This window comes from Pseudomonas sp. G2-4 (assembly GCF_030064125.1).
In the GTDB taxonomy this organism is placed as follows: domain Bacteria; phylum Pseudomonadota; class Gammaproteobacteria; order Pseudomonadales; family Pseudomonadaceae; genus Aquipseudomonas.
This window is the reverse complement of the sequence record NZ_CP125957.1, coordinates 1,047,000-1,065,899: the sequence shown is the minus strand read 5'-3', so window position 1 is coordinate 1,065,899 and position 18,900 is coordinate 1,047,000. Positions and strand designations below refer to the sequence as shown.

The 18,900-nt window shown below is 61.0% G+C and carries 18 protein-coding genes; 7 read left to right on the top strand and 11 right to left on the bottom strand.

Going from position 1 to position 18,900, the window contains the following annotated elements; genetic code table 11:
• Positions 1–2: 2 nt before the first annotated feature.
• The 3 genes from QNH97_RS04615 to ehuR all read right to left on the bottom strand — a co-directional run bounded on the left by QNH97_RS04615 (position 3) and on the right by ehuR (position 3,621).
• The gene (locus QNH97_RS04615) at positions 3–995 is read right to left on the bottom strand and encodes a cyclodeaminase (protein WP_283555807.1); all 993 of its coding nucleotides are present in this window, start codon (positions 993–995) and stop codon (positions 3–5) included.
• 19 nt (positions 996–1,014) lie between these two features.
• Positions 1,015–1,986 carry a hydroxyectoine utilization dehydratase EutB gene (eutB, locus tag QNH97_RS04610; protein WP_283555806.1) on the bottom strand — a complete coding sequence of 324 codons (972 nt, stop codon included), beginning with the start codon at positions 1,984–1,986 and terminating at the stop codon, positions 1,015–1,017.
• A 240-nt stretch (positions 1,987–2,226) separates the two neighbouring features.
• Positions 2,227–3,621: a MocR-like ectoine utilization transcription factor EhuR gene (gene ehuR, locus QNH97_RS04600; protein WP_283555805.1), complete on the bottom strand. Its 1,395-nt coding sequence runs from the start codon at positions 3,619–3,621 to the stop codon at positions 2,227–2,229.
• Between the two features lie 289 nt (positions 3,622–3,910).
• On the opposite strand from ehuR, the gene ehuB reads away from it, so the two are divergent.
• The 4 genes from ehuB (at position 3,911) to ehuA (ending at position 7,030) form a co-directional block, all read left to right on the top strand.
• Complete coding sequence (gene ehuB / locus QNH97_RS04595; protein WP_283555804.1) at positions 3,911–4,768, top strand: ectoine/hydroxyectoine ABC transporter substrate-binding protein EhuB; 858 nt, start codon at positions 3,911–3,913, stop codon at positions 4,766–4,768.
• A gap of 80 nt (positions 4,769–4,848) precedes the next feature.
• Positions 4,849–5,508 carry an ectoine/hydroxyectoine ABC transporter permease subunit EhuC gene (ehuC, locus tag QNH97_RS04590; RefSeq protein ID WP_283555803.1) on the top strand — a complete coding sequence of 220 codons (660 nt, stop codon included), beginning with the start codon at positions 4,849–4,851 and terminating at the stop codon, positions 5,506–5,508.
• Entirely contained in the window at positions 5,505–6,161 is a 657-nt protein-coding gene (gene ehuD, locus QNH97_RS04585; RefSeq protein WP_283555802.1) for an ectoine/hydroxyectoine ABC transporter permease subunit EhuD, read from the top strand. Before ehuC ends, ehuD begins: the two co-directional genes overlap by 4 nt.
• A complete protein-coding gene (gene ehuA, locus QNH97_RS04580) occupies positions 6,161–7,030 on the top strand; it encodes an ectoine/hydroxyectoine ABC transporter ATP-binding protein EhuA (RefSeq protein WP_502944491.1) in 870 nt (289 codons plus the stop codon). The genes ehuD and ehuA overlap by 1 nt, the downstream gene beginning before the upstream one ends.
• A 268-nt stretch (positions 7,031–7,298) precedes the next feature.
• Here the strand turns inward: ehuA and QNH97_RS04575 are convergent, their stop codons facing one another.
• Together QNH97_RS04575 and QNH97_RS04570 are read right to left on the bottom strand one after the other, a co-directional pair.
• Positions 7,299–8,036: a YiaD family glycine zipper/OmpA-like lipoprotein gene (locus tag QNH97_RS04575; protein ID WP_283555801.1), complete on the bottom strand. Its 738-nt coding sequence runs from the start codon at positions 8,034–8,036 to the stop codon at positions 7,299–7,301.
• A gap of 151 nt (positions 8,037–8,187) precedes the next feature.
• Entirely contained in the window at positions 8,188–9,363 is a 1,176-nt protein-coding gene (locus QNH97_RS04570) for an aspartate aminotransferase family protein (RefSeq protein WP_283555800.1), read from the bottom strand.
• A gap of 98 nt (positions 9,364–9,461) precedes the next feature.
• Here QNH97_RS04570 and QNH97_RS04565 point away from each other — a divergent pair, with 98 nt between their 5' ends.
• The 3 genes from QNH97_RS04565 to QNH97_RS04555 all read left to right on the top strand — a co-directional run bounded on the left by QNH97_RS04565 (position 9,462) and on the right by QNH97_RS04555 (position 12,373).
• Complete coding sequence (locus tag QNH97_RS04565) at positions 9,462–10,409, top strand: LysR family transcriptional regulator (RefSeq protein ID WP_283555799.1); 948 nt, start codon at positions 9,462–9,464, stop codon at positions 10,407–10,409.
• A 95-nt stretch (positions 10,410–10,504) separates the two neighbouring features.
• The gene (locus tag QNH97_RS04560; protein ID WP_283555798.1) at positions 10,505–11,518 is read left to right on the top strand and encodes a sensor domain-containing diguanylate cyclase; all 1,014 of its coding nucleotides are present in this window, start codon (positions 10,505–10,507) and stop codon (positions 11,516–11,518) included.
• A 150-nt stretch (positions 11,519–11,668) separates the two neighbouring features.
• Positions 11,669–12,373, top strand: coding sequence for a hypothetical protein (locus QNH97_RS04555; protein ID WP_283555797.1), 705 nt, complete (start codon positions 11,669–11,671; stop codon positions 12,371–12,373).
• 188 nt (positions 12,374–12,561) lie between these two features.
• On the opposite strand, the gene cyoE is transcribed toward QNH97_RS04555, so the two are convergent.
• From cyoE to QNH97_RS04525, 6 genes are all read right to left on the bottom strand, one after another.
• On the bottom strand, positions 12,562–13,449 hold the full coding sequence (cyoE, locus tag QNH97_RS04550; RefSeq protein WP_283555796.1) for a heme o synthase: 888 nt from the start codon (positions 13,447–13,449) through the stop codon (positions 12,562–12,564).
• Positions 13,450–13,460: 11 nt separating this feature from the next.
• Positions 13,461–13,796: a cytochrome o ubiquinol oxidase subunit IV gene (cyoD, locus tag QNH97_RS04545; protein ID WP_025211927.1), complete on the bottom strand. Its 336-nt coding sequence runs from the start codon at positions 13,794–13,796 to the stop codon at positions 13,461–13,463.
• Positions 13,797–14,417, bottom strand: coding sequence for a cytochrome o ubiquinol oxidase subunit III (locus tag QNH97_RS04540; RefSeq protein WP_283555795.1), 621 nt, complete (start codon positions 14,415–14,417; stop codon positions 13,797–13,799).
• Positions 14,418–14,420: 3 nt separating this feature from the next.
• Entirely contained in the window at positions 14,421–16,451 is a 2,031-nt protein-coding gene (gene cyoB / locus QNH97_RS04535) for a cytochrome o ubiquinol oxidase subunit I (protein ID WP_283555794.1), read from the bottom strand.
• 3 nt (positions 16,452–16,454) lie between these two features.
• Positions 16,455–17,402, bottom strand: a complete 948-nt coding sequence (cyoA, locus tag QNH97_RS04530) for a ubiquinol oxidase subunit II (RefSeq protein ID WP_283555793.1) — start codon at positions 17,400–17,402, stop codon at positions 16,455–16,457.
• A 789-nt stretch (positions 17,403–18,191) separates the two neighbouring features.
• Positions 18,192–18,701 carry a disulfide bond formation protein B gene (locus QNH97_RS04525; RefSeq protein WP_283555792.1) on the bottom strand — a complete coding sequence of 170 codons (510 nt, stop codon included), beginning with the start codon at positions 18,699–18,701 and terminating at the stop codon, positions 18,192–18,194.
• Between the last annotated feature and the right edge of the window lie 199 nt (positions 18,702–18,900).

Genomic DNA, 18,900 nt, shown 5'->3' with positions numbered 1-18,900 from the left:
GGTTAGCGGCCGAAGGGGAAACCCTTGCCCGCCGCCCGCGCCCGCTCGAACGCCAGGTTGGCGATGGCGGTGTCCTGGGCGCCGGTGCCGGTGAGGTCGCACAGGGTGACCTGCGCCTCGTTGGTACGCCCGGCTCGCTGCCCCGCCAGTACTTGGCCCAGTTCCAGCAACGCCCGCTCATCGCCCACGGTGCCGGCCGCCAGGGCGTGGTGCAGTTCACCGAGCAGGCGGGTTTGGCTGAGGCGGTCGGCGACGTAGCAATCGACAGCCGCCAAGGCTTGCGGGGAAATTTCGTTCTTGTGTTCAGCGTCCGAGCCCATCGCGGTGATGTGCAGGCCGGGGTGCAAGTGCCGGGCTTCAATCAGCGGCTCGCGGCTGGGGGTGCAGGTGATGGCGATGTCCACGCCTTCGAAGGCTTCATCGACACTGATGCACGGCGTAACCGAGAGCCCGGTATCGCCGGCCAGTTCCTCACTGAAGGCCCGGGCCTTTTGTGCATCGCGAGCCCAGACCCGGACCTCTTCGATGGGCCGCACCAGGCGCAACGCCTGAAGCTGCAACGCCGCCTGCTCGCCGGCCCCGATCAGCGCCACGCTGCGGCTGGCCCCGCGAGACAGGCAGCGTGCCGCCACCGCGCCCGCCGCCGCCGTGCGCACGGCGGTGAGATAGCCGTTGTCCAGCAACAACGCCTCCAACAGACCGGTGCGCGCCGAGAGCAACATCATCATGCCGTTGAGGCTGGGCAGGCCGAGTTTGGGATTATCGAAAAAGCCCGGGCTGACCTTGATGGCGAAGCGTTCCAGGCCCGGCAGGTACGCGGTCTTCACGTCCACTTCACCGTTATGTTCGGGGATATCCAGCCGCAGGATCGGCGGCATCGCCACGGCGGCCGTCGCCAGCAGCACGAAGGCCTGTTCGATGGCGTCGATGCTGGGCAGGTCGAGGGCCACGCAACTGCGCAGATCGGCTTCGCTCAATAGGGTGACTTCACGCATGACAGGCTCCGTTGCGTTATCAGGTGTTGGCACCCGCGATCACGCGGGCATGTTGTTCGGTGTCGACGTTGCGCCCGCTGATCACCAGCACGATGGGCCCACGAGGTTCGATCAGGCCGTCGAGCAGCGCGGCAATGCCGACCGCCGCCGCGCCCTCGATTACCAGGCGTTCATGGTGATAGGCGTGGCGAATGGCGTTGGCGATGGAGGCTTCCGAAAGCAGGTGCAGGTCGTCGCTCAATTGGCCGGTCATGTCTAAGGTGTAGCGGTTGTCCAGGCCGATGCCGCCGCCGAGGGAGTCCGCCAGCGTCGACAGCTCTTCGACTTCCACCGGGTGCCCGGCGGCGAGGCTGGCATGCATCGCGGCGCCACGGGCCATGCTGATGCCGTGGACCTGGATGGCTGGGTTGGCACTTTTGATGGCCAGGGCCACGCCGGCGAACAGGCCGCCGCCGGACAGCGGCACCAGCACCTGGGCCACGTCCGGTTGCTGCTCGAGAATCTCCAGGCCGAGGGTGCCCTGACCGGCGATGATCGCCGGGTGATCGAAGGGCGGCAGGAAGGTCGCGCCCTGTTCTCTGGCGATGCGTTCGGCTTCGCGCTGGGCATCGTCTTGGGACTGGCCGACGATGCACACCTCGGCACCCAGGTCGCGAATCGCCTGCACTTTGTTGGCCGGCACCAGGTTCGACAGGCAGACAATCGCCTTGACCCCTTGCTGCGAAGCGGCGTGGGCCAGCGCCCGACCATGATTGCCGGTGGATGCAGTGACCACACCTAAGGCCTTCTGCTCGGAAGTGAGTTGGGCCACGGCATTGCTCGCGCCGCGCAACTTGAAACTGCCGGTGATTTGCAGGGATTCCAGCTTGAGGTAAACCGCCACCCCCATCAGCCGCGACAGGCTGGCGGAATGCTCCATGGGCGTGCGCCGCACCAGCGATGCGATGCGCTGGCGAGCGAGGTAGACATCCTGAAGCTGCAACACTGACATGACCGCGTCCCGAGCTGATGTGTTGGGCGCAGTCTAAGAGGGCTGGATTGTGGTGATGAATGTACTAGGGCAATTTAATGACTTTGCTTGAACAGTAATCCCGCGGCCACCGCCAATCCCCTGTGGGAGCGAGCTTGCTCGCGATGAAGGCCTCACATTCAATATCTCTGGTGACTGATACACCGCTATCGCGAGCAAGCTCGCTCCCACAGGGGGATGTGTTGTTCACAGATCCCGCGTTCAGAAATCATGAATCTGCGGATACTGGTTGAAGATTTCCCGCATTCCCGCCAGCGCATGGCGCATCTCCTCATCGCTGCACTCGGCTCCGACACACACTCGCACCGCACGGGGTTTGGGGGTGCCGCGCACGGTGAACGGATCGGGGGAGGTCACGGCGATATGCTTGTGCCGCAGGGCCCGCACCAGGCTGTCCACCTCCCAATGGGGCGGGATGCCGATCCAGGCATTCAGGGCGTGAGGATGCTGGCCCAACACGTGCTCGCCCATGTATTCGGTGACCATCGCCTGGCGCCCGGACAGCAAGCGGCGCTGCAGGTGCACCAACGACTCGGCGCGGCCGTCGCGGATCCAGCGCGCGGCGATCTCCGAGACCATGGGCGTGGCCATCCAGCTGTTGACCCGCAGGATACTCTCGGTGCGCAGCGCCAGGCGCTTGGGTACCACCAGGTAGCCGATGCGCAGCCCCGTGAGCACCGACTTGGTCATGCTGGTGCAATAGAACGACAGCTCTGGCAAATAGTGGCTGATGGGCGGCGCGCGGCGTTCGTCCAGTAGCGGGCCGTACACGTCGTCCTCGATGATGTGCACACCAAAGCGCCGGGCAATCTCGGCGATTTCTCGGCGGCGAGCGTCGGGCATCAGGCTGGTGGTGGGGTTGTTCAGGTTCGGCGTGCACACCAGCGCAGTGATGCGCTCGTTGCTGCACATGTCCTCGAAGTGTTCAGGGTCGATGCCATAGCGATCCATCTCCAGGCCCTTGAGGGTGAAGCCCAGCACCTGGGAGTTGCCGATCACCCCATGGTCGGTCACACCCTCGCAGAGCACCACATCATCGGGGCCGGCCAGGGAAGCCAGGGCGAGGAAGATCCCGTGGGCCGCGCCGTTGGTGATCAATATGTCACTGCGATCGACCTTCAGCCCCTGGCGGCCGATCCATTGCGCGGCGGCCTCACGGTGGGATTCAAAACCGGCAATCGGACGAAAGGCATGAATCCATGGCTGGTCTTCCTCAGTGCTCAGCTCCCGGCAGGTGTCGCGCCAGAACTGGTCGTGCTCACGGGTGTGCAGGATCCGCGTGATGGAAAAATCCACCAATGCCCGCTCGGGGCTGTCGAGAATATAAGTAGCGACCCGGTCGCTCATGCGCCGCGAAACGAAACTGCCGCGCCCCACTTCGCAACGCACCAGGCCCTGGCGCTCCAGCTCCTTGTAGGCATTGGTGACGGTTTGCACGCTGATGCCCATGGCGTCGGCCACCTGCCGTTGCGGCGGCAGGCGCTGGTCGTTAGCCAGGGTGCCCTGTTCGATATCGTCGGCAATGGCCTGCACCAGAATCTTGTATTTGGATTCACCACTGCGGGCGACGTCCAAGGCTGATTTCCACTTATCCATGACGCTGCAACCCGCGTGTGTTCTGGTGCGCACAGCATCCCGCGACAATCCCGGCAAAGCAATTGTCCTAGTGCAATACAATCGATGCCGGGGCTTTTGTATGCTCGGTCCAAGGTCGTCATCCAGGCAGGCCCTTGGCCCTGACAAAAAGCCGGACCGACCTGTACCGGCGCCGTTCCCGATCCAAGGCCCAGCCTGGATCAGCCGCAGTACGCTTTGCTCTTGTCACACTGCCTCCTACCACAGAGCCGTCCAACGACGGATCCACAAGAAACAGGAGATTTTATCGATGAGCAATTTTCTTCCCCGCACCTGCGCGCCCTTGCGTCGGCTCTTGCTGAGCTGTGCCGTACTCGGCCTGGCCGGCGGCGTCCAGGCGGCGACCCTGGATACCGTCAAAAGCAACAGCAGCATCCGGATCGGCTACGCCAACGAAACCCCGTTCGCCTTCACCGAAACCGACGGCACCGTGACCGGTGAATCGCCGGAAATCGCCAAGATCATCTTCGCCAAGATGGGCATCAAGCAGGTCAACGGCGTGCTCACTGAATGGGGTTCACTGATTCCCGGCCTGCGCGCCGGCCGTTTCGACGTGATTGCCGCTGGCATGTACATCACCCCCGCGCGCTGCAAGCAAGTGTTGTTCACCGACCCGCAATACCAGTTGCCCGACGCGTTGCTCGTGACCAAGGGCAACCCGAAAAATCTCCACAGCTATGAAGACATCGCCAAACAACCGGACGTGAAACTGGCGATCATGGCCGGCACGGTGAACCTGGCTTACGCTCGAGACTCCGGGGTCAAGGACGAGCAGATCCTTCAGGTCCCCGACACCACCGCCCAATTGCAAGCCGTGCGGGCCGGTCGCGCGGACGCGGCCGTCGGCACGCAACTGACCATGAAAGGCCTGGCGAGCAAGGGTGGCGATAAAGTCGAGGCGATGACCGAGTTCAAGGACGATCCGTCCCACATCGGTTACGGCGCCCTCGCCTTCCGTCCCGAAGACAAAGACTTGCGCGATGCGGTCAACGCCGAATTGAAGAAGTGGCTGGGCTCCGAAGAACACCTCAAGGCCGTCGCGCCATTCGGCTTCGACAAATCCAACGTGACCAGTAAAACCGCGGCCGAGCTCTGCGCTCAGCCATAGTCGAAACTGACGTGCCGAAACAGGCGTGACGCGCGGTGCGTGATGCCTGTTCCCTGCTTCATCGGATATCGGGTCGAACCATGGGCGAATTACTTCCGTTATTGATTCAAGGGGCCTGGGTCACGCTTCAGGTGACCTTCCTCGGTTCGCTGCTGGCGATTGTCGCTGCGGTATTGGCGGCCCTCGGGCGGCTGGCGCCGTGGCGCGCGCTGCGCTGGTTCAGCATTACCTACATCGAAGTGTTCCGCGGCACCTCGCTGCTGGTCCAACTGTTCTGGCTGTTCTTCGTGTTGCCACTGCCGCCGTTCAACATTGAGCTGAGCGCCTACACCGTGGCGATTGTCGGCCTGGGCCTGCACATCGGTGCCTATGGGGCCGAGGTGATGCGCGGCGCCATCAGCTCGGTGGCCAAGGGGCAATACGAAGCCTGCACGGCGCTGAATTTCAGCGGCTTCAAGCGCTTCAAGCGGATCATCTTGCCCCAGGCCTTGCTGGCGGCGATTCCACCGGGCACCAACCTGCTGATCGAGTTGTTGAAAAACACCTCGCTGGTGTCGCTGATCACCTTGTCCGACCTGAGCTTCCGGGCCCGGCAATTGGATCAGGCAACCTTCCAGACCCTGGAGATCTTCAGCCTGGCGCTGGTGATGTATTTCATCCTCGCCCAGGCCATCAACTTCGGCATGCGCCACCTTGAGCGACGACTGAGCCGGGGCCGGATGCGTGGAGGTCTGTCATGACCCTGTTCGATTGGTCCTACGCCGCACAGATCCTGCCGGACCTGTTGCGCGCCTCCCTCAACACCGTGGGCATCACCCTGATCGGTTTCCTGATTGCGATTGTCCTGGGACTGTTCCTTGCGATTGGCCGACGCAGTCGCAAACTCTGGCTGTCGTGGCCGGCCACGGCGGTCATCGAGTTCATCCGCAGCACGCCGCTGCTGATCCAGGTGTATTTCCTCTACTACGTGCTCCCCAACTATGGCTTGAGCCTGACGGCCATGCAGGTCGGCATCCTCGGCATCGGCCTGCACTACGCCTGTTACATCGCCGAGGTCTACCGCAGCGGCCTCGACGCGGTGCCACGGGCGCAATGGGAAGCGGTGACGGCGCTGAACATCGGGCCGTACAACGCTTACCGCAACATCATCCTGCCCCAGGCGCTGCGGCCCATCGTGCCGCCGCTGGGCAACTACCTGGTGGCGATGCTCAAGGACACGCCGGTGCTGTCGGCGATCACCGTGGTGGAAATCATGCAGCAGGCCAAGAACATCGGTTCGGAGAATTTCCGTTACCTGGAACCGATCACCATGGTCGGCCTGTTCTTCCTCGCCCTGAGCCTTGCCTTGGCTTATCTGGTACGGCGCCTTGAAACGCGCATGGAGCTACGCTAATGACTTTACCTTTGTCCACGCCCAACGACTTGTCCCGGCGCAGCACGCTGGCGTCGCAGCAGGAGGCCCCGGCCATGCAAGACCCCACACCGTCCCGGCCAATTGTGAGTTTCCAGGACGTGACCAAAAGCTATGGCAGCTTCACGGTGCTCGACCATCTGAACCTGGATGTCGCGCCGGGAGAAAAGGTCGCGATCATCGGCCCCAGCGGTTCGGGCAAGTCCACGCTGCTGCGGGTATTGATGACCCTGGAAGGCATCGACCAGGGCCAGATCCGCATCGAGGATGATTCCCTGACCCACATGCCCAACCGCAACGGCGTGTTGGTGCCGGCCAACGACCGGCACATTCGCCGGGTGCGCGGCAAGATCGGCATGGTGTTCCAGAGCTTCAACCTGTTCCCCCACATGACCGCGCTGCAGAACGTGATCGAAGCGCCGGTGCAGGTGCTGGGCATGAACCCGAAAGAAGCCCGCGAACGCGCGGCCGATTTGCTGGAGCTGGTGGGGCTGGGCAGCAAGCTCGACCACTATCCGTCGCAGTTGTCTGGCGGCCAGCAGCAACGGGTGGCCATCGCCCGGGCCCTGGCGATGCGGCCGAAAGTGATGCTGTTCGACGAAGTGACTTCGGCGCTGGACCCGGAGCTGTGCGGGGAAGTGCTCAACGTGATCCGCAAGCTGGGGGCCGAGCACAACCTGACCATGTTGATGGTGACTCACCAGATGGGTTTCGCCCGGGAGTTTGCTGATCGGGTGTGCTTTTTCTACAAAGGGCAGATTCACGAACAGGGCACGCCGGCACAGATCTTCGAGCATCCGCAGCAGGAACGTACGTGCGCGTTTTTGAGTGCGGTGAAAGAGGCCAACTGAACCCACTCACTTAAGTGAACACTTTTGTGGCGAGGGAGCTTGCTCCCGCTGGACTGCGCAGCAGTCCCAACCCAGCGAACGCGGTGTGCCAGGGGGACCGAGGCGAATGATTTTGGGGCTGCTGCGCAGCCCAGCGGGAGCAAGCTCCCTCGCCACAGGTGTGTGTGTGCGTTGCTAACCCTGCCCCCGACCCAAACAGAGTGAGCGCCAGCCAAAAAAAAACGGGGGCCATGTCTACATGGCCCCCGTTTCATCTACCGCCCAACGATCATGGGTACTGCTGGTAAGTCTGCCCCTGCTGCTGGGGCGCCCCCTGATATTGCTGTCCAGGAATGGCCTTGAGGTTGACCTCGACACGACGGTTCTGCGCACGACCATTGACGTCGGCGTTGCTGGCCACCGGGTTGTCCGGGCCGGCGCCACGGGCCGACAGGTTGGCGCCGCTCACGCCTTGGGACGTCAGGTAGGTCGCCACGCTCTGGGCACGACGCTGGGACAGGTCCATGTTGTGTTGGCGGCTGCCGGTGCTGTCGGTATAACCCACGATCTCGATCTGGTTCTGGTTGAACTCCTTGAGGGAGCCGGCCAGGTTGTTCAGCGGCTGGTAGAAGCTGGAGGCGATGTTGGCCGAATCGGTGGCAAAAGTGATGTTGCCTGGCATGATCAGTTTGATCTGGTCGCCCTGGCGCTGCACTTCAACGCCGGTGTTGGCCATGCTGGCGCGCAGTTTCTTTTCCTGCTGGTCGGCGTAGTAGCCGTAGCCGGCTGCGGAAGCGCCCACGACGGCGGCGCCGATCAATGCGCCCTTGCCACGGTTATCGTGACCGATGGCTGCACCGGCCAACGCACCGGCCAATGCCCCGAGGCCGCCGTACTTGGCGGTCTTGCTCATGCCTGAAGAGTCCGTGGAAGCCTGGCCCTGATTGTCATAAGGGTTAGGCGACGCGCAGCCGGACAACAGGGCCACAGCGGTAGCGACAACGATCAAGCGACGCGAGGTGAACATGGAATGCTCCTGGTTTTCAGTCTGAAGTGCCAGGGCGTAGGCAATCGACTCTGGCTGGCGTTGGAACGCGGCAAAGGTTAAAAATTCCGTTGCGTTGCGGCGCGCTTGGCCCGGACTGACAAATAAAAACGGTCGCCCGGGCAAGCCTGCCTCATTCCTGCGCCAGACTCCGGCTCACCCCCCTGACAATCATCTCCACTTCCCGCCCGTCAATCGTCAACGGCGGCAGCAAGCGAATGGTCTTGCCCCGGGTGACGTTGATCAGCAAGCCATGATCCCGGGCGGCGCAGAGGGTCAGGTCGCGGACCGGTTGCTTGAGTTCGATGCCGATCATCAAGCCCTGGCCGCGAATTGCCAATACGTTCGGGTTGTCCGCCAATTCGGCGCGCAACCGCGTAAGCAACTGTTCGCCCTGATACCGGGCGTTGTCCACAAGACCTTGCTCCTCGATGATGTCCAGCACCGTGCAGCCGACCCGGCAGGCCAGCGGATTGCCGCCAAACGTGCTGCCATGGCTGCCGGGGGTAAACAGCTCGGCGGCCTTGCCCCGGGCCAGGCATGCACCGATGGGCACGCCGTTGCCCAGGCCTTTGGCGAGGGTCATGACGTCCGGGACAATGCCTTCGTGCTGGCACGCGAACCACTGACCGGTGCGGCCGATGCCGGTCTGGATCTCATCGAGCATCAGCAGCCAAGCGCGCCGAGTGCACAGCTGACGCAAGGCCTTGAGATAGCCGGGCGGCGCAAGTTGCACACCGCTTTCGCCCTGGATCGGTTCCACCAGTACCGCGACGACGCGTTCCCCATGGGCCTGCTGGATCCCTTCCAATGCGGCAAGATCGCCGAACGGCACTTTGATGAAGTCCCCCGGCAACCGATTGAAACCCAGCCGCACCGCCGGGCCATCGCTGGCCGACAACGTGCCCAATGTGCGCCCGTGAAACGCGTTCTCCATCACCACCACCAAAGGCTGCTCGATGCCCTTGTGCCAGCCATAGAGACGCGCCAGTTTCAGCGCGGTTTCGTTGGCTTCGGCGCCAGAATTATTGAAAAACACCCGCTCCAGCCCGGACAGCTGGGTGAGTTTTCCCGCCAGCCGCTGCTGCCAATCGATGCTGTACAGGTTGGACGTGTGCAGCAGCAGGCCGGCCTGTTCGCTGATGGCCGCGACCAGCCGGGGATGGGAATGACCGACATTGGTCACCGCCACGCCCGCCACCGCATCGAGGTATTCGCGACCGTCCTGGTCCCACAGGCGCGTACCCAAGCCGCGGGTAAAATTCAGCGCCAGGGGTTGGTAAGTGGTCATCAGGCAGGCAGCGGTCATGGCATCAAGCTCCATCGGGTGGTTTTTTCCAGTATGGTTAGCCACTCGTGCTGGATAAACGCTGCTTTACTTCAATCATTTAAAAGCTGAGCTTGATAATGGACCTGTTCCAGGCAATGACCGTTTACGTGAAGGTGGTAGAAACCGGCAGCCTGACAGCGGCGGCCCAAACGTGCGAAATGTCCACGACCATGGTGGGCAATCATCTTCGCGCATTGGAGCAGCGCCTCGGCGTTCGCCTGATCAACCGTACGACCCGGCGCCAGCGCCTGACTGAATTCGGCTCGGCGTACTATCAGCGCTGCCTGGAAGTATTGGGGCTGGTGGCCGACTCCGAACGCCTGGCCGAACAGACCCAGGGCGAACCCACCGGCACCCTGCGCATCACCGCGCCTCTGACCTTCGGCACCGAACGCCTGGCGCCGGCCCTGGCCGAATTCAGTCAGCGTCACCCGCAGGTCAAGCTCGACGTGGTGCTGACCAACCAACGCCTGGACCTGCTCGACCACGGCTTCGATGTTGCCATTCGCCTCGGCCCTCCCGACCCGAAATTGATCGTCCGCCCCCTGATGGACTACACCCTGACCGTCTGCGCCGCCCCGGCTTACCTGGCACGGCGTGGCACACCAGAAAAACCCACCGACCTGCAACAGCACGATTGCCTGTCGTTCGCCTATTCCGCTGGCGACGAGTGGCGGTTCGCCCAGGATCACTGGCCCATCAACGGCCCGGATGGCGAAATCAAGGTGCCGGTGAGCGGACCGATGCTGATCAACAGTTCCTCGGGCCTGTACCGCGCCGCCCTGGCCGGCATGGGCGTGGTAATGCTTCCCGACGCGCTGGTGGCACAGGACTTGAAGAATGGACAGCTGGTGGCGCTGCTGCAGGGCTATCAACTGCCCCATCGACCGATGCGCCTGATGTATGCCCAGGATCGCTACCGCTTGCCAAAGTTGCGCTGCTTTGTCGAGTTTGCGTTGGAGAAATGGGGGAAGCTTCAATCCGGCGAACACGATTGTGGCTCGCCACAAAGGGTTGTCTTCTGACCGGCGACCAGCACCGCTAGTGACCCCGCGCGCCATCGGCTACTCTTCACGCCTGGGACGAGCATTTTGATATCAAGGCGGATGGGGATACGACGATGGGAGATGCCTCGAACATCGATAGGCCGCGGTTCGATCTGTCCGATCTGGATGAAGACGTACTGCACACCATTCTGGAACTGGTCAGCGACGGCATCTGGGACTGGAACGCCAACACCGGGTTCGTCTACCGCAACCCCGGCTGGTACACGATGCTTGGCTATTTGCCCCACTCATTGAATAACACCGTACTGACCTGGGAAAACGTGATCCACCCCGAAGACTATCCACGGGTCATGGCGTTGTTCGACGATTACCTGGAAGAACGAACCCACCGCTACCAAGCCGAGTATCGCTGCCGCACCCAGGACGGTTCCTACATCTGGATCGAAGATCGCGGTTACATCATCGCCCGCAATGCTGACGGCACGGTGGCTCGCATGATCGGGGCCCATCGCAGCATCGACGACAAGAAGCGCCTGTTCGAACAACTGGAACGGCGTAACCAGTCCCTGGAAGCCATTATCGAGGAGCGCACCCGCGAACTGTCCCGGGTCAATCAACAATTGCAGGTCCAGCTTGTCGAAAACCGCAGGCTCGCCGAAACCGACGCATTGACGATGGTCGCCAACCGATATCGCCTGGAACAGGCCCTGCCCCTGGCCTGCGAGCGCGCCCAGCGCTTTCGCGAGCCCTTGTCACTGATTGCCATGGACGTCGACGATTTCAAGGACATCAACGACCGTTACGGTCATGCGTTCGGTGACGCGGCGCTGGTGCAGGTGGTGCAGAGTGTCAAACGCTGCGAGCGCGAGGGCGATTTGCTGGTGCGCTGGGGCGGTGATGAATTCGTCATGATTTTGCCCAACACCTCCCTGGCCGACGCCTGCCTGATGGCCGAAACCATTCGCCGGGGATTGTCCGACCTGCTGCCAGTGGGGGATTTTCAGATCACCATGAGTTTTGGCGTGGTGCAGCGCTTCGACGACGAGCAGCAGGCGGCGCTGCTGGACCGGGCCGACCAAGCGCTGTATCGCTCCAAGATGGCGGGCAAGAATGTGATCTGCAAATGATGGGTACCTGAGACCCGCCGCCGGCAATAAATGCTGACCTGTCGCCGGTCCAACAGTGACAACGCCGCTCGCGTCCAATAGATTAGGCGACCGGAAAAAAGCTCAATGCCTTTCTCGCCTCATCCAGCTAACAGAAGTAGTGAAATTTCAATGTCCGATTCCAACACCGCTGAATCCGTAGTCACCCTGTCATCCAAAGCGGAATACGAAAACTCCATCAATCTTTCACAGCATCTCCCCCTGGCCAAAAACATCAGTGAGATGGTCCTCGATGCGTTCCAGTCGAACCGCGAAAGCGACCAGATCCGCGAGCTGCGCAATGCCATCCGCCAGGCGCACGATGCGTTCGACGACGACAAGGCCTATGAACTAATGGGCCAGCTCAAGCAGCTCAAGGACGCCGAAGCCGCCGATTTCGCGGCGCTGGAAGACTTGAGCAGCCGTTTCCCCATCAGCCGCATCCTGTCCAGCTATAAGGACGATCCAGCCTTCCAGGAACTGGTTTATGGCCTGGCCCTGAAAGTGCTGAACCAGACCCACCAGGCCATCAGCAACCCGAGCGGCAGCAAGGGCAAAGCCTCGCGGGCCAAGAAGGAAGCGGAAGTGTTTGTCATCAGCAAGGATGGCATCAGCGTTACCCTGCCCTTGCGCACGCCACGCTCCAAGCCGAACGTCGACCGCGAGGCCTTCGAGTTCCTGGGTTTCAGTTTTATCGGCGAAGGCGAAGAAGCCGAGTTGGAAAGCGAAACCTTCCTGGACAACGACGGCACCGAACAACAGGCCACCCGCAAAAGCATCGTCACCGCCCTGCAACAGCAAAAGGCATTCGACGGCTATAGCATCGCCCAGCAATAGCCTCACCCGAGCCCACTGTGGGAGCGAGCTTGCTCGCGATGCGGTCGCACATTCAGCATTCATGCAGGCCGATCCACCGCAATCGCGAGCAAGCTCGCTCCCACAGGAACATCGGCAGCCCAGGCAACGCCCATGAAAAAGCCCCGCTCTTCTCTCGAAGGCGGGGCTTTTTTTGCAACGTCTGAAGCTTAAGGCGCGTAAGTCAGCAACAGCTCACTCGGCACTTTGAAGTCCAGGGACATCATGACGCTCAGGGCGGTGATGGTGAAGATCGAGAACACGAACAGCTTGCGTGCCCAGACCGTGTCATCCACCGCCTTGTAGCCGGTCCAGGCCATGTACAGCCAGTACATGCCCATGGCGGCGGCGACGGCGAGGTAGCTCATGCCGGCGTAGCCGCTGAAGGTCAGCATCAAGGTCGCCACGAGGAAGGCCAGGATGTAGAGCAGGATGTGCTTCTTGGCCACCCGGATGCCGCGCTTGACCGGTAGCACCGGTATCGAGGCCGCCAGGTAGTCGTTGAAGCGGAAGATCGCGATGGCATAGGAATGCGGCATCTGCCACAGGCTGAACATCACCAGCAGCGTCAGCGCAGCCATGTCAAAGCTGTTGCTCACCGCAACGTAACCGATCACCGGCGGCATCGCCCCCGACAGGCTGCCCACCAGCGTGCCGTGCACCGACTTGCGCTTGAGGTACAGGCTGTAGAAGCCGACGTAGATGACAAAGCCGATCACCGCGAACAGCGCCGCCAGCGGGTTGGCCACCGTGTACAGCAGCGCGACACCGGCCACGCCCAGCACCGTGGCGAACGCCAGGGCCAGTTGCACCGGGATCAGGCCCTGGACCAGCGCGCGGTTCTTGGTGCGCTCCATCTTGATGTCGATGTCGCGGTCGATGCAGTTGTTGAACACGCAACCGGATGCCACCACCAGGGAAGTGCCGATCATCGCCGCCAGGAAGATGGCCAGATCGACATGCCCTTTCGAAGCCAGGAAAAACCCGCCTGCCACAGAAAGCACGTTACCGAAAATGATCCCCGGCTTGGTGATTTGGATAAAGTGCTTTAAGGACATCCGGACTTTCCTCAGTGCGCCATCATGTTGGTGTGGATGCTGAACATGATCCACAGCGACAGGCCAACCAGCAGGACAATCACGATCGCGGCAAAGACAAACGCGACCACGTTGTTACGTTGGGCGGCGGAGCGGTCCAGGTGCAGGAAGTACACCAGGTGCACCAGTACCTGGACCACGGCGAAGATCAGGATGATCCACAGGGTCAGGCTTTTCGGCAGTGTCGGGTACATCACCAGGCCGAACGGAATGACGGTCAGGATCACCGACAGGATGAAACCGATGGCGTAGGACTTGACGCTGCCGTGGCCGGCGTCGTGGCCATCATGGGAATGTGCGTTAGCCATTTACAAAGTCCCCATCAGATATACAACGGTGAATACGCAGATCCACACCACGTCCAGGAAGTGCCAGAACAGGCTCAGGCAGCTCAGGCGCGTCTTGTTGGTAGCGGTCAGGCCGTTTTTCTGGACCTGGTACATCATGATCGCCATCCAGATCAGGCCGCTGGTCACGTGCAGACCGTGGGTGCCGACCAAGGTGAAGAACCCGGACAGGAAGCCGCTGCGGCTAGGGCCGTAGCCCTCGGCGATCAGGATGTGGAACTCGTTGATCTCCATGGCGATAAAGCCGGCGCCCAGCAGGAAGGTCATGGCCAGCCAGCCCAGGACCTGGGTTTTCTTGCCCTTGAACAACGCCAGCATGGCGAAGCCATAGGTGATCGAGCTGAACAGCAGCAGAGCGGTTTCGCCCAGCACGTACGGCAGCTCGAAAATCTCGTGGCCCGACGGGCCACCGGCGACGTTGTTAACCAGTACCGCGTATACCGCGAAGATCGACGCAAACAGAATGCAGTCGGTCATCAGGTAGAGCCAGAAACCGAATACGGTCATCTCGCCCGAGTCGTGGTGATGGTCATCGTGCCCATGGTCATGGGCGTGTCCAACAGTGGTCACTAAGTTCGACATGGTTTAAGCCTGTTCCAACGAGGTTTCAACACGGGTGGCGCCGGCGGGGACTTTCCCGGCCGCTACCAGGCGTTTGTGCTGCTCGGCTTCGATGCGCTCGATGACATCCACCGGCACCATGTAGCCCTGATCGTCACGGGCAGCATGGATCACGAAATACGCCACGGTGCCAACCAGGCTGGCGATGGCCAGCCACCAGATGTGCCAGATCATGGCGAAACCGAAGACGGTCAACAGCGCGCCCATGACCACACCGGTGGCGGTGTTGTTGGGCATGTGGATCGGCGCGTACTTGGCCGGAACCTGGTACGCGGTACCGTTTTCCTTGGCTTCAGTGAACGGGTCGATGACGTCCGCTTTCGGCAGCACGGCAAAGTTGTAGAACGGCGGTGGCGAAGAGGTCGACCATTCCAGGGTATGGGCATTCCACGGGTCACCGTGGTCGCACATGTTCTCTGGCTTGTTGCGATCGCGCACGCTGACGTACAGCTGGATCAGTTGGCAGGCGATGCCGACGGCGATCATCACCGCGCCGAACATGGCGACGTACAGGTACGGCACCCACTCAGGGTTGGTGGTAGCGTTCAGACGACGGGTCATGCCCATGAAGCCCAGCGCATAGAGCGGCATGAACGCGACGAAGAAGCCCGAGATCCAGAACCAGAACGCTGCCTTGCCCCAACCTTCGTGCAGCTTGAAGCCGAACGCTTTCGGGAAGTAGAAGGCGAAGCCGGCGATGTAGCCGAATACCGCGCCACCGATGATCACGTTGTGGAAGTGGGCGATCACGAACAGGCTGTTGTGCAGCACGAAGTCAGCACCCGGGATGGCCAGCAGTACGCCGGTCATGCCGCCGATGGCGAAGGTCACCATGAAGCCCAGGGTCCACAGCACGTGGCTGGTGAAACGCAGGCGGCCCTGGTAGATGGTGAACAGCCAGTTGAACAGCTTCACCCCCGTCGGGATCGAGATCAGCATCGTCGCCAGGCCGAAGAAGGCGTTGACGCTGGCACCCGAACCCATGGTGAAGAAGTGGTGCAGCCAGACCATGAAGCCCAGTACCGAGATCGCGCCGCTGGCGTAGATCATCGAGTGGTGGCCGAACAGTTTCTTGCCGGAGAAGGTCGAGATGACTTCGGAGAAAATACCGAACGCCGGCAGGATCAGGATGTACACCTCAGGGTGACCCCAGGCCCAGAACAGGTTGACGTACATCATCGGATTTCCACCCAGTTCATTGGTGAAAATGTGGAAATCCATGTAGCGGTCAAGGGTCAGCAGGGCCAGGGTAGCGGTGAGGATCGGGAAGGAAGCGACGATCAGCACGTTGGCCCAGGTGCAGGTCCAGGTGAAGATCGGCATGTCCATCAGCTTCATGCCAGGCGTACGCATCTTCAGCACGGTGGCGAGGAAGTTGACCCCCGTCAGCGTCGTTCCCAAGCCGGATAACTGTAGCGCCCAGATGTAGTAATCCATCCCCACGCCCGGACTGTATTGCAGTCCCGACAACGGCGGATAGGCAACCCAACCGGTCTTGGCAAACTCGCCAACGCCCAGGGACAGGTTGATCAGCACCACGCCGGACACCAGCAGCCAGAAGCTCAGGGAGTTCAGGAACGGATAGGCCACGTCACGCGCGCCGATCTGCAGCGGCACTGCAAGGTTCATCAGGCCGGTGAAGAAGGGCATCGCCATGAAGATGATCATGATCACACCGTGGGCGGTGAAGATCTGGTCATAGTGTTCAGGCGGCAGGTAGCCAGGCGAACCTTCGGTGGCCATGGCCAACTGGGTACGCATCATGATGGCGTCGGCAAAACCGCGCAGCAGCATGACCATGGCGACGATGATGTACATCACGCCGATCTTCTTGTGGTCGACCGAAGTCAGCCACTCGGTCCACAGGTAGGTCCACTTCTTGAAGTAGGTGATCCCCGCGAACAGCGCCAGGCCACCGAGGGCGATGATGGCGAGGGTCACCATGACAATCGGCTCGTGGAACGGGATCGCTTCCCAACTTAATTTACCAAACATCGTTTACTCCTCTGCCCCGGCAGCTGAATGCGAACTCATGTCCATCCCTTCCATGTTGTGGGCCACTTCCTTCTCTTTCTTCTCGTGGTGCATCGGCTTGCCCGGATTCATCCCTTCATACTTGTCGATGATGGTCTGGAACAGGTTCGGCGTGACCGACGAGTAGAGTTCGACTGGGTTGTTCTGGCTCGGTTTGGAAAGGGCTTCGTATTCAGCTTTTTCAAGCTGTTTAGGTGCCTTCTTCACATCGTTGACCCAGGCGTCGAAATCTTCCTGGGTCGTGGCGATTGCTTTGAACTTCATGCCGGTGAAACCCGCGCCGCTGTAGTTGGCGGAGATACCGTCGAGTTCGGCGTTCTGGTTGGCGATCAGGTGCAGCTTGGTCTGCATGCCCGCCATCGCGTAGATCTGGCCGCCCAGGCCCGGGATGAAGAACGAGTTCATCACGGTGTCGGAGGTGACCTTGAAGTTGATCGGTGTGTGGGCCGGGAACACGATTTTGTTGACGGTGGCGATGCCTTGCTCCGGATAGATGAACAGCCACTTCCAGTCCATCGAGACCACTTCAATGGTGATCGGCTTGACGTCCGATTCCAGTGGACGATACGGGTCCAGGGCATGAGTCGACTTGTAGGTGATGTAACCCAGGGCAATGATGATCAGCACCGGAATCGTCCATACCGCCACTTCGATCTTGGTCGAGTGCGACCACTTCGGCGTGTACGTGGCACTGGTGTTGGACGCGCGGTATTTCCAGGCGAACAGGAAGGTCATGACGATAACCGGCACAACGACGAGCAACATCAACAGCGTGGCGGTGATGATCAGGTTTCGTTCATCCAGGCCGACCTGGCCCTTGGGATCGAGCAAGGTCATGTTGCAGCCTCCCAGCAACAACGTGCCGAGCAGAGGCAACAAGCCTAGTAATCGGGGGTACCTGTTTTTACTCATCTCACGACCTCTAAAGCAGCTTGCGCAATGCAGTTGGGTTTTGATCGCCAACACTTCACCCTGCCAAGGGTTGGCATTTTTCTTGGATTGAATAAGGGCTGCCCGTCGCAGCATCAGTCAGACGCTGTTCGACACATCCTGGGCCAGCAGTGAGTTCTTATTCGTTGGTCAAAGGCCTAGTTCAAGCCCAATTCCATTTGGTGCGGATAGTTGGAGGCACCGACACCCGGGGTCGCATTGGGCGATAACGCCCTTCGACCACCTCGTGCTCACGTTGAGCCGGGTCGGAAATTCGGTGCGGCCGATTGTAGTGAGCTGACGCGCTGTAGACCATGTCTCATCCCGAAATAATTTTTATCCGATCCGGCAATAATCCCTGCCCGAGAATGCAACCGGCCGGCATCTTATCGAAATTCATTCTCAACAAGAACCCCAAAAAATATAGGCCTACTACGCCCGATTTAGACAGCTCGAGGGAATTACGATCGGGTTTTTTTCGTGGGAAGAGCCCATTTTTCGGGGGCTAGGCCGCATGACGCTTCGCTGTTAAAAGTGCCTGCTGCAGGAAGAGCTGCTTTGGAAAACCGGGGCTTCCTGTACGGTTTTTTTGTTACAGGATGAGGCGTCTATCCACGCCAGGAAGGATCGCCGGAGGCAAAATGTGTGACAACATGTCGCACATTGTCCCAGGCTATTCTTGCCCCGGATCAAGGCCGATCCGTCCCAAGGCTGAAACGCAAAACGCCCCGGCTGCGCAGAAGCGAAACCGGGGCGTTTCCTCAAGGTGTTTCAGCGAAGGTGTTTGCGGTTACGTGAAACCAGCACTGGCACCAGCACCACGATCAGCACGAAGGACAGCAGCGCCCATTGCGCCAGGGACAGCCCGAGGAGCGGCGGGTACGGCGTGGAGCAAAAGCCATCGACCTGGAAACCCAGCGGGAAGATCTTCGCCAGCGGCAGATCGTCGACGATCGGTTGCAATACGTCGACGCCGCAGCTGACTGCCGGGAAGAACTGGGTGTACACGTGATGCCCCGCCACTGCGGCGCCGGCCAGGGCACACAGCACAACCAGACCTTCGAAAATCGTCAGGCTGCGACGGGTGCGCATGGCCGCGCCGATGAAAGCAAAAATAGCGATTAGCAACAGCGCATAGCGCTGCAGGATGCACAGCGGGCACGGCGCCTCACCGAGCGCCACCTGCATGTACAGCGCGCCGCCGATCAGGGCCAGGCAGATCAGCCCCAGCAGCACCAGAAAGCGCCGCTCACGGCCCAGGCGCATCATTTCCTCACTCATTGCGTTTCCCTTTGTATGCATGGATTGACGCGCAGCCTGGCGAGACCCGGCGCGCTATCGAATGGCCGAAGTCTACACGCTGACCAACACAGTGAACGAGCGGCTGTCGGCAACATTGCAGGGAATAGACCGCAAGAAGGTTAAGCGGGGATTAATTCTGACAGTTGGACAGATGGACCTGCTGCCGCCATCGCGAGCA